This is a genomic window from Streptomyces sp. NBC_00525 (assembly GCF_036346595.1).
In the GTDB taxonomy this organism is placed as follows: Bacteria; Actinomycetota; Actinomycetes; order Streptomycetales; family Streptomycetaceae; genus Streptomyces.
The window spans coordinates 3,778,564-3,788,252 of record NZ_CP107834.1 but is presented as its reverse complement, the minus strand read 5'-3'; the positions used below and the strand labels follow the sequence as shown (position 1 = coordinate 3,788,252).

Below are 9,689 nucleotides of genomic sequence, written 5' to 3'. Positions count from 1 at the left end.
CGTCGGGTCAGACCGTGAACTTCTCGTGCGGGATGCCATGCTCCCAGACCGCCTCGAACGCGGCCGAGGCCAGCTGTACCACGGCCGGCTCGGACCGAACCTCCCAGCCGGGCTCGGACCAGTCCCCGTCGCCGGAGAAGTGATTGAAGAGCGCGATCTCCCCGTCGAACACCCAGCAGTCGTTTCCGGGAAGCGCGATGCCGGAAGCCCGGCGCCTGGGCAGCCAGCGCACCTGCTCCCCGGCGTGGAGGTTGACCGGGGTGCCGGCGTGCTCGTACCGGATGTAGTCCGTTACCGGCTCCGATACAACGCGTGCGCGACGAACGATCACGCCTCGGGCCACGGTGTCGCGAACCAACGCCACCCACGGCCTCCAGTACTCGGACGCCGGGTCGATGTCGCGCCGGCCCGTACGCTTCCAGGTCTCGAAGTCGGCGGCCTCGTCGCCCACGCCGTACGAGTCGCGCAGCTCCAGGTGGACGGCCGAGTGCTTGGCCGCGGCCAGCAGTTCGTCAAAGCCCGGCTCGTTCTGCGACATCGCACGCCTCCCTGAGCATCGGCACCATACGGGCCGGAATCCGAATCACGGCTTCGTGCAGCGGGATGCCCGCAACGTGCCCAGGAGCCTCGAACGCCGCGCACTCGGCCTCCAGACGCTTGTCCGGCTTCCAGCCCTGAAGCACCAGCTCGGCCTTCTCCTCGTCCACCCACACGGTGGGCGAACCTTGCTGCCCGGTGTCTGGATCAATCCCGATGAACCGTAATGCCATGACTGCCTCCGGTGTCGATGGGACTTACGCCAACTTGCACGAGCGTCGCCCTCACCTCGCAGAGGTGTCAAGAGGCACACCGGCCATGAGGGCCCGACACGAGGAGCGGCGGGCTCACGACGTACGCGGCTGGAGCAGGTCCCAGCGGTTGCCGTACAGGTCTTGGAAGACGGCCACCGTTCCGTACGGTTCGTGGCGGGGCGGCTCCTCGAAAACAACCCCGGCCGCACGCATCCGTGCGTAGTCCCGGTCGAACGCGTCCGTGTACAGGAACCAGCCGACCCGGCCACCAGTCTGATCCCCGACCCGCGCCCCCCGCGCGTCCCCCGCGGCCTTCGCCAGCAGCAGCGCGGTCTCCCGCGCACCGGGCGGCGCGACGACCACCCAGCGCTTCTCCGCGTCGATCCGGGTGTCCTCCAGCAGCTCGAACCCGAGCGCGTCCCGGTAGAAGGCGATGGCTTCGTCGTAGTCACGCACGACGAGGGCGACGAGTCCGAGGCGGGCAACCATGCCCCCGATCCTGCCCGCGAGGCGCGCGACCTTGCCACCCCAGCGCGGTCGTCGGCGGTCAGAACGGGGGATTGAGGTCGCCGTGGCCGTCGCTGTGGGGGCCCCAGGCCGAGGGGTCGTCCTGCTCGGGCTCGATGGGGGTGACGTCGTGGCCCCACGCTGTGAGGGCCTGCCGGGCGACGCGCCGGGAGTGGGGGTCGTTGCTGGTGTCCAGGATGTGGTGGGCGTGTACGGCGAGGTGCTCGCGGTGGCGCGCGAGTCCGGGGTGCTCGGCGAGGAGGAGCGCGGCGAGGCCCGCGGCTTCGCGCACGTCCTCGTCGCCGTCCCGCAGGTACGGCTCGACGGCTCGGTAGAGCACAGGGCGCAGGTCCCGGAGGGCCGCCCGTGGGGTGCCGGTGACGAGGAAGCCGGGGCAGTACCGCGCGATGCGGTCGACGGCCTCGTCCGATGCGTCGTAGACCGTTGAGGCCAGCCAGTTCAGCATCGCCGCGCGGACGGGCACGGCGCGGTACGGCCGACGATTCGCGGCTGCCGGGTGCGCGAGGATGCCGGCGACGAACGTGGCCACGGGCGCGGTGGCTTCGTAGACGCTGTTCTGGTGGCCGACCAGCTCGCCCAGCTCCGACAACGCGGCCACCTGCGCCCTGGCGTCGGGCTCCAGCAGCCGGGCCAGAACCCCAGGCAGGCACGCGCCGTTCCCGAAAGGCGTTTCGAGCGAACCCCAGTCGGTCTCCGCCAGGACCACCCGATAGCTCGGCACGTCGGTTTCACAGTGCGCCCCCGCAGTCAACGTCACGCGCCCACCTCACCCCCCGAACCAACATCCGGCTCACGCCTCCCCCGCCCCCCGGCCGCCCGGCTTCGCGCGTACGTGCATCCGCTCGCCCTGGGGGCCGAACAGGCTCAGGAACTCCACCGGGTCCGGGCCGGCCGGGCCCCACCAGTGGGGGGTGTGGGTGTCGAACTCGGCTGCCTCGCCCGCCGTGAGGACCAGGTCGTGGTCGCCCAGGACGAGGCGGAGCCGGCCGGAGAGGACGTACAGCCACTCGTAGCCCTCGTGCACGCGTTGCTCGACGGGGCCGGACGGGCCGGTCGCGCCCGGCATGACCTGCTTGTACGCGTTGACGCCGCCCAAGTGGCGGGTGAGCGGGACGAAGGTCATCCCGTGGCGCTTGAACGGGCGGAACGTGACCCGTGGGTCGCCCGTCTCCGGCGCGCCGACGAGTTCGTCCAGCTGGACCCCGTACGCCTTGGCCAGGGGCAGCAGCAGTTCGAGGGTCGGTTTGCGGCCGCCCGATTCCAGGCGGGAGAGGGTGCTCAGGGAGATCCCGGTCAGCTCGCTGAGCTGTGTCAGCGTCGTCCCGCGCTCGGTGCGCAGGGCCCGCAGCCGGGGCCCGACGCCCGTGAGGACGGCCGTCAGCTCGTCGTCCCGCATCGAGCCGTCCCCGGAGCCCGCCGCACCGCGCCCGGACCCGTTCCGTTCATCGTCCGCCATGACTCCATTTGCCGACCTGGCAAGCGGGTTTGTCAACCGGACGCCACGGGAAGCCTCACCCCGCCGAGCCCGCTGCCCCTGCCGAGCCCACCGAGCCCACCGCCCCCACCGAACCCGGCTCCGCCGGACCGATCATCGCCATCGACAGCCGCGTCAGCTCGCTCGTCAGCAGCCGGGGCGGCATCTGGCGGGGCCGCCGCCCGTGGTGGGCGAGCAGCTCGTCCACCGAACGGGTGAGTACCTTGACGACGACCGCGAGGTCCCCGTCCACCGCGTGCCCGCGCCCCCGGGCGCGCTCCGCCTCGTGGGACAGGAACTCCGTCCACACGGAGCGCCACATCGTCAGGTGCTCGTCCATCGCCGGGCTGACGCCCAGCACCTCCACGAACGCCACCCGCGCCGCGTGCGGCTCACGCGTCACGGCCTTCACGTACGCGTCGAACAGCCGGTACACCCGCTCCTCGGTCGGACACGTGTCCATGCCCTTCGCCGACAACTCCGCCTGCGACGCCTGCATTCCGGCCATCGCGACCTCGTCGTACAGGTCGGTGAGCAGCGCCTCGCGCGATTCGAACTCACGCTGGAAGTCGCGTACTTCCACCTGCGCGGCAGCGCACAGGTCCTTGACGGAGGTGTGTACGTAGCCGTACACGGCGAACAACGTCCGCCCGGCCGTCATGAGTCGCGCGCGGCACTGCGCGGGGTCGCGCACCGCTCGTACGCCGTCCCAAAGTTCCACCACGGCATCCACCACGGGTCCTCCTCAGACCGTCCGGCCCCCGCGCCCACTCTGCTAGCTCCACCGCGTTCGCGGTGGAACCGCCACACCGCCGAACGGCCGTACCTCTCGCCGTTCGTCGGAATCCTTCTCCAGGACCGCCGCGACCCGCTCCCGCCAGGAAAGGCGTTCCGGTTCTTCGGCGTCCTCGGCATTCTCGTCCGCCCGCGCAGGCGCCCACTTCGCGTTGTGCTTCTCCCAGGCCGCCTTCTGCGCGCACGGCCCGCACAACGTCTCGTCCGCGTGGGGGCGGAACACATGCTCCGGCCCTTCGCCCTCGCACGGCACGCACGGCCGCACCTCGGGCGCGTACGCCGGTTCCTCCGGCAGCTTGTGTACGAGCCGATGACGCAGGAACCCTACCGCCGAACGGACCCCGTCCGCCGGTAGTTCACTCACCAGCGCGAGCCGCAGCTCCGCCGCCTTGACGCCGCGTCGCAGCCAGTCGGCCGCCGATTCGGCGAGGCCGCGTGCCTCGCGTACGCCCAAGTGGAGCTGCGGGTTCACATGCCGCAGCGAGAGCAACACCCGCTCGGCGGCGATGACTTCCGGCTCCACCGGAGCGGCGGGCCCCTTCGCAGGCGGTCGTTGCGGTCGCTCCGGTCGCCTCGGCGGTTCGGGCGCCTCGGCCTTGGAGGGTGGGTGGGGAGAGTTCTTCTCACGTTCTTCTTCCACCTCTGGTGGATAACCACCGACCGACCGGGTACGCGGTTGACCGCCCGCCGGTGTCCGATCACTCGGTTCCGCCTGCGCGTTCGCGTCCCGCAGCCGCCGCGCGTCGTCGTCCGAGAGCGGGACGTTGGAGAACAGTTGGTCCGTCACCCACAGCCCGCCCTCGCCCTGCCGCCGCCACTCGTGGACGAACCCCACGTCCTTGAGCTGGCCCTTGGCCTTCTGGTACGCGCGGCCCTTGATCCCCAGCTTCTTCGCGTGATCGCTCAACGCCATGCCGGTGAGGCCGCTCTGCGGGAGCCCTTGCACGTACGTGATGAGAATCTTCGCGTCGCTGTTGAGCTGCGGATGACGCACGACTTCGTGCGTGGCCTTCACATAACCGTACGAAGGCGCGATAGCATGCCAAAGCATCTCGGTGGATCCTCCTGATCCATCGATGGGTGAAGGCCCTCGGTCCGGTGTTGCTGCACCGCCGGGGGCCGCTCCGTGTGCCGTGCACACGGAGCGTAATTACGCAATCACCGTACAGCAAAGATCGAGTCCTCCACCACCTTCCTCACCAGCTCGAACAGCAGTTTCGTTTCCACGAACGGATCGTCAACTGTCGGGCGGGAGCGCCAGTCCAGGGGGTACGTGTGCCCGTGCAGCGCGGGTACGCCGACGAAGTCCGACCCCTTGCGCACGAGCGCGTCGGCCCCGGCCGGCCACCGGTAGGCACTCACGGTGCCGGGCGGCACGAGGAAGTACATGCTCCGCATCCCGATCCGGGACCGCACGATCGGCCCGGCCTGGAAGTCGGTGAACTGCATGATCTCGTACGCGACTTGCTCCCCGAAGATGCCGGAGATCCGGACGGCGTCGAAGTGGATGCCGGCGTGACGCAGGACGTGACCGCTCGCGGGAATCCAGGAGTGCATCAGGTCCGGTGAATTTTTCTGTTCCATACGGAAAGCGTCGGCGCCCGCACGTACTGTGACCAGGGACACAAGGGATCTGTGCATCACTGTGCACTTGGAGGTGGCGCTGTGCACTCCAGTAGTACTGGCGGCGGGACCGCAGAGATGTTCGGGGTGCTGTTACGCCACTTCCGCGAGCTGGCGGGCCTCTCGCAGGAGGGCTTGGGGAAGCGGATCGGCTTCTCGAAGTCGCAGGTGGCGATGGTGGAACGGGGCCAGCGGCCCCCGAAGGGCGACTTCGTCTTGAAGGCGGACGATGCATGTTGCGCCAGAGGTGCACTGATCGTGGCCGCAGCGAAGCTGACGTTCAGCAGCGTGGCGTCGTGGTTCGAGCCATTCGCCGAGGAAGAGGCGAAGGCGCTGGTGCGGTACGAGTACGAATGCCACGTAGTACCGGGGCTCTTGCAGACCGAGGCCCACGCGCGTGCCGTGTTCAATCAAGCGTGCCCGCCACTCGACGACGAAGAGATCGAGCGGCTGATCGTCGGACGCCTGGCGCGGCAGGCACTGCTGACCCGTAAGCCGCCGGCCGACATCAGTTTCGTACTGGAGCTCAGCGCGCTGACTCGCCCCATCGGGGGGCGGGATGTGCACAAGGCGCAGCTCCAGCACATTCTTGAGGTGAGCCGGTTGCGGCACGTGCACATCCAGGTGATGCCGCCCCGCAGGGAGACGCACTCCGGTCTGAGCGGATCGTTCGTACTGCTCGAGACCGACAACTGGCGGCGCTTGGCGTACTTGGAGGTCCAGGGCCGCACCCACCTGGTCACCGAACAGTCGGACGTGGGTGAACTGTTCGCCAAATATGGCATGCTGCGGACGCAAGCTCTCGGACTGGAAGAGTCCCGTGCGCTGATCGAGCGGATTGTAGAAGGACTATGAACACTGACCTCAAGTGGTTCAAGAGCAGCTACAGCGGCCCGGAGGGCGGCAACTGCGTCGAGGTCGCACTTTCCTGGTCCAAGTCCAGCTACAGCGGCCCGAACGGCGGCGACTGCGTCGAGGTCGCCGCCTGCCCCCACACCATCCACGTGCGCGACTCCAAGGACATCACCGTCCCGGCCCTGGCTCTGTCGCCGAAGTCCTGGACGGCGTTCGTCCAGCACACCGCTACCGCCTGAGCCCGCGCACCTCGTACTGGAAGCAGCCGTACTCCACCGCCCGTACGTGTACGAGGGCGACGGCGGCGTCCGAGAACGCCTCGTACAGGGCCTCGTCCATGACGGCCTGGGCCTTGTCGGGGTCGTCGGGCAGCTGTACGAGCGTGCCTCCGGCGATGCGGCCGTCACCGCTGTAGCGGCGCAGGACGCGCACGGCGCCGGTCTCGGTGAACGGGTGCCCGGCGGCCGGGTCCGGGCCGGTGCAGCGGTCGGTGTGGATGAAGACCGGGCCCACCTCGTCGTACGCCCCCGGCTCGGCGCCCGTCTCCGCCGCCCAGCGGCGCAGCGGGGCGTACGACACGAGCGAGATCCGGTCGCCGATACGGCTGCGGCGCAGGCAGCAGCGCAGGGGCGCCCCGCCCTCGTCGTCCACACGGCTGTGGATGGCGGCCCCCGCGTCGTCGCGTGCGCGGAGCTGGTCGAGGACGTGGGGGGCGATGGCGGTGGGCGGGAAGGTCACGTGGTTCATGCCTCCAGGCTGCGCGGCGGGGGCGGCCCCTGCTGGCGGTAAACCGACTTCGCGTTCGATGGCGCGGCTGCGATGATGCGCCGATGGACGCCCCGATCCCCGTAGACCTGGCCGCCTGGCCGCGCCGCGAGCACTTCGCGCACTACCGCGAGCGCGTGCCGTGTACGTACTCGATGACGGTGGAGATCGACGTCACCGCGTTCACGGCCGCGCTGCGGGCCTCGCGGCGCAAGTCGTACGTGGCGCAGGTCTGGGCGCTCGCCGACGTGGTGAACCGGCACGAGGAGTTCAGGATGTGCCTGACCGAGTCGGGCGATCCGGCGGTGTGGCCGGTGGTGCACCCGGCGTTCACGGTGTTCAACGCGGACCGGGAGACGTTCGCGTGCGTGTGGGCGCGCTACGACCCGGACTTCGCTGCGTTCCACGAGGCGGCGGCCCCGCTGCTCGCGGAAGGCGCCCGCGCCACGTCCTTCTTCCCCCAGGACACGTTCCCCCCGAACACCTTCGACATCTCCAGCCTCCCGTGGGCCTCCTTCACCTCCTTCAACCTCAACATCGCGCAGGACGCGGACCACTTCGCCCCGATCTTCACCCTGGGCCGCTACACGGAACGAGCCGGCCGCGTCCTTCTCCCCCTGGCCGCCCAGGTAAACCACGCAGTGACGGACGGCTTCCACGTGGGGCGCCTGGTGCGGGGCCTTGAGGAGTTGCTGGGGGACCCGGCGTGGGTGGACGCGTAGGCGCCGGGCTACTCCCCCGGCCGGCTTCGGGTGAGTTCCACCGACAGGTCGTTGTCCAGCGTGTAGTAGGGGTGGGCCGACCAGTCGCCCACCCTGGTGTGCGGGTAGACGAAGACCTGTTTGCGGTCCGCGAGGTCGTCCAGGAGGCGGGCGGTCCGGATGCGCGGCGTACCCGTCGCGGGGTGTACGTACACGTCCCAGACGACCGGGGTGGCCCCTGGTTCCCCGGGGTTCGGGACGAGGGTGCCGTAGTCGACGGTGAACGTGAAGTTCTGGTCGTCCGTGGCCCGGAGCGGGACGCGGACCTCGGCCGGGTTGCGGCCGCGGCGGTGGAGGGACGCCTCCGCGCCCTCGCCGAGGCGGGCGCCGTACAGCCGGGCGGCGACGGTCATCGTGTCGCCCGAAAGGGTGATTCGGCCGGCCTCGGCGTGGGTAGCGCGATGCCAGGCGCGTACGGCCAGGCGGCCGTCCTTGGTGGCGTACGGAATGCGTACCGCCAGGGGCGTGGCCACCGCCCGTACGCCGTGGGCGCCGCCGTCCGGCGTCAGCGCGCGCAGGTCGCGCAGGCCCGGCAGCAGCGGCACCCGCTCCCCGTCCGGCGCGTCCACCACGTACGCGTCCCAGCGGCCCTCCTCCAGGGCCGGTTCCGTTTCCAGGACGGCCCGCCACTCCTGCGGCCCCTCGCGCTCCAGTACGAGGTGGCGGCCGGGCTCCTCCGGCTTCCCCTTTCCGGGACGCCGCTGGAGCAGCAGCCAGGGCGGCTCGCCCTGGCCGGGGAGGCGGACCCGGATGAGCAGCCGGCCGTCCTCCTCGGCGGTCACCGCCGCGCGCGGGCTCTCCACCGGTTCGTTCTCGTGCTCGCCGCTCATCGTCGTACCTTCCGTGCGGCCCGTACGACGGCACCGGCCGCCGTGAGCAGGGTGTCCCCGGCCGCGTAGCCGCTCGTCGTCAGGGCGCGGTCATGTGTGCGCGCCGCCGCGCGGCCGTCCCGCCGGGCCGCCGACAGCTCCTCGAAGAGCCGTTCGGCCTGGGCGACGACGGTGTCGGGGCGGTAGCGGAGCGCGTTGTCCCGCGCGGTGCGGCCCATGCGGCGGCGCAGTTCGTCGTCGGCCACGAGCCGCAGCAGGGCGCCGGACAGCGCCTCCCGGTCACCGACCGGGACGAGCAGGCCGTCCTCGCCGGGGCTGATGATCTCGCCGGGGCCGTACGGGCAGTCCGTGCTCACCACGGGCAGGCCGCAGCTCATCGCCTCGACGACGGTCATGCCGAAGGACTCGTACGCGGACGCCACCGCCCCGATCGAGCCCTTGACCCACTCGGCCTCCATCGGGGTCACCGCGCCCATGAGGAAGACGCTCTCGTACAGCCCGAGCCGGTCGATGAGCGCCCGCAGCCGCTCCTTCTCCTCGCCCCGGCCGTAAATGCGCAGCGTCCAGTCGGGGTGCGCGGCCGCGACCGCCGCGAACGCCTCGATCAGCAGGTCGAATCGTTTCACCGGGGTCAGCCGCCCGGCCGCGACGACGATCCGGCCCCGGCCGTCCGCCGGCGGGAGCGTCGGTGCGGGGACGCTGTTCGGGAGCGCCTGCAACCGGACGCCCGGCAGCCGCATCTTCCGCCGGTACACGGCCGCGTCGGCCTCCGTGACGGGGGTGAGCGCGTCCAGCCGGGGGTACGCCTTGCGCAACGCGTTCCGCAGGCGCGGCGAGTGCTGGTCGAGCATCAGGTGCTCCTGCCCGACCCGGACCACCCGCTCGGGGGCCTGGAGCGCCAGGTGCACGTTGAGCCCCGGTCGCGTCCCCACGACCACATCCGCGTCGATCCCGGCCAGCGCCGCGCCGATGCGTTCATCGGTGAGCGCGCTGTACTCCCCGTATCGGTTCTCCGCCGCGGGGAACACCTTCGCGGGCGCCCGGTGCCTCGGGTCGTCCTTCTCATGCCGTAAGTCCACCAACGCCCGCAGCCGCACCCGCGGATCGAGCACGACACTCGGCCGCTCCCGGCTCCGCAACGCGGAGATGACCTCCACGTCATGCCGCTCGGCAAGCGCGCGGGCCAGGTTGAAGGTGGTGGTGATCGTCCCTCCTATCGCGTACGCGTTGTGTATGAGGAAAGAGATCTTCATACCCAGAAGGACCC

14 protein-coding genes are annotated in these 9,689 nt (G+C 70.6%); 3 read left to right on the top strand and 11 right to left on the bottom strand.

All coding sequences use genetic code 11. From position 1 onward, the window contains the following. Positions 1-7 precede the first annotated feature (7 nt). The 8 genes from OG710_RS16850 to OG710_RS16815 form a co-directional block, all read right to left on the bottom strand. Entirely contained in the window at positions 8-538 is a 531-nt protein-coding gene (locus tag OG710_RS16850; protein WP_330240071.1) for a DUF6879 family protein, read from the bottom strand. After that, the gene (locus OG710_RS16845) at positions 513-770 is read right to left on the bottom strand and encodes a hypothetical protein (protein ID WP_330240070.1); all 258 of its coding nucleotides are present in this window, start codon (positions 768-770) and stop codon (positions 513-515) included. The genes OG710_RS16850 and OG710_RS16845 overlap by 26 nt, the downstream gene beginning before the upstream one ends. A 114-nt stretch (positions 771-884) precedes the next feature. Beyond that, positions 885-1,280, bottom strand: a complete 396-nt coding sequence (locus OG710_RS16840) for a VOC family protein (protein WP_330240069.1) — start codon at positions 1,278-1,280, stop codon at positions 885-887. A gap of 58 nt (positions 1,281-1,338) precedes the next feature. Continuing rightward, positions 1,339-2,076, bottom strand: coding sequence for a hypothetical protein (locus tag OG710_RS16835; RefSeq protein ID WP_330240068.1), 738 nt, complete (start codon positions 2,074-2,076; stop codon positions 1,339-1,341). Positions 2,077-2,109: 33 nt separating this feature from the next. Next, positions 2,110-2,715 carry a helix-turn-helix domain-containing protein gene (locus OG710_RS16830; RefSeq protein ID WP_330242267.1) on the bottom strand — a complete coding sequence of 202 codons (606 nt, stop codon included), beginning with the start codon at positions 2,713-2,715 and terminating at the stop codon, positions 2,110-2,112. 115 nt (positions 2,716-2,830) lie between these two features. After that, complete coding sequence (locus OG710_RS16825; protein WP_443064267.1) at positions 2,831-3,517, bottom strand: TetR/AcrR family transcriptional regulator; 687 nt, start codon at positions 3,515-3,517, stop codon at positions 2,831-2,833. Between the two features lie 51 nt (positions 3,518-3,568). Beyond that, positions 3,569-4,639, bottom strand: coding sequence for a hypothetical protein (locus tag OG710_RS16820; protein ID WP_330240066.1), 1,071 nt, complete (start codon positions 4,637-4,639; stop codon positions 3,569-3,571). A gap of 107 nt (positions 4,640-4,746) precedes the next feature. Next, positions 4,747-5,145: a hypothetical protein gene (locus OG710_RS16815; RefSeq protein WP_330242266.1), complete on the bottom strand. Its 399-nt coding sequence runs from the start codon at positions 5,143-5,145 to the stop codon at positions 4,747-4,749. Between the two features lie 144 nt (positions 5,146-5,289). Here OG710_RS16815 and OG710_RS16810 point away from each other — a divergent pair, with 144 nt between their 5' ends. Together OG710_RS16810 and OG710_RS16805 are read left to right on the top strand one after the other, a co-directional pair. After that, positions 5,290-6,066: a helix-turn-helix domain-containing protein gene (locus OG710_RS16810; protein ID WP_330240065.1), complete on the top strand. Its 777-nt coding sequence runs from the start codon at positions 5,290-5,292 to the stop codon at positions 6,064-6,066. Beyond that, entirely contained in the window at positions 6,063-6,305 is a 243-nt protein-coding gene (locus tag OG710_RS16805) for a DUF397 domain-containing protein (protein ID WP_330240064.1), read from the top strand. Before OG710_RS16810 ends, OG710_RS16805 begins: the two co-directional genes overlap by 4 nt. Here OG710_RS16805 and OG710_RS16800 read toward each other — a convergent pair. Next, complete coding sequence (locus OG710_RS16800; protein ID WP_330240063.1) at positions 6,295-6,813, bottom strand: DUF1203 domain-containing protein; 519 nt, start codon at positions 6,811-6,813, stop codon at positions 6,295-6,297. The genes OG710_RS16805 and OG710_RS16800 overlap by 11 nt on opposite strands. A gap of 83 nt (positions 6,814-6,896) precedes the next feature. On the opposite strand from OG710_RS16800, the gene OG710_RS16795 reads away from it, so the two are divergent. Continuing rightward, the gene (locus OG710_RS16795; protein ID WP_330240062.1) at positions 6,897-7,553 is read left to right on the top strand and encodes a CatA-like O-acetyltransferase; all 657 of its coding nucleotides are present in this window, start codon (positions 6,897-6,899) and stop codon (positions 7,551-7,553) included. An 8-nt stretch (positions 7,554-7,561) separates the two neighbouring features. On the opposite strand, the gene OG710_RS16790 is transcribed toward OG710_RS16795, so the two are convergent. Continuing rightward, complete coding sequence (locus OG710_RS16790) at positions 7,562-8,422, bottom strand: hypothetical protein (RefSeq protein WP_330240061.1); 861 nt, start codon at positions 8,420-8,422, stop codon at positions 7,562-7,564. Beyond that, entirely contained in the window at positions 8,419-9,675 is a 1,257-nt protein-coding gene (locus tag OG710_RS16785) for a glycosyltransferase family 4 protein (RefSeq protein ID WP_330240060.1), read from the bottom strand. Before OG710_RS16785 ends, OG710_RS16790 begins: the two co-directional genes overlap by 4 nt. Positions 9,676-9,689: the final 14 nt, after the last annotated feature.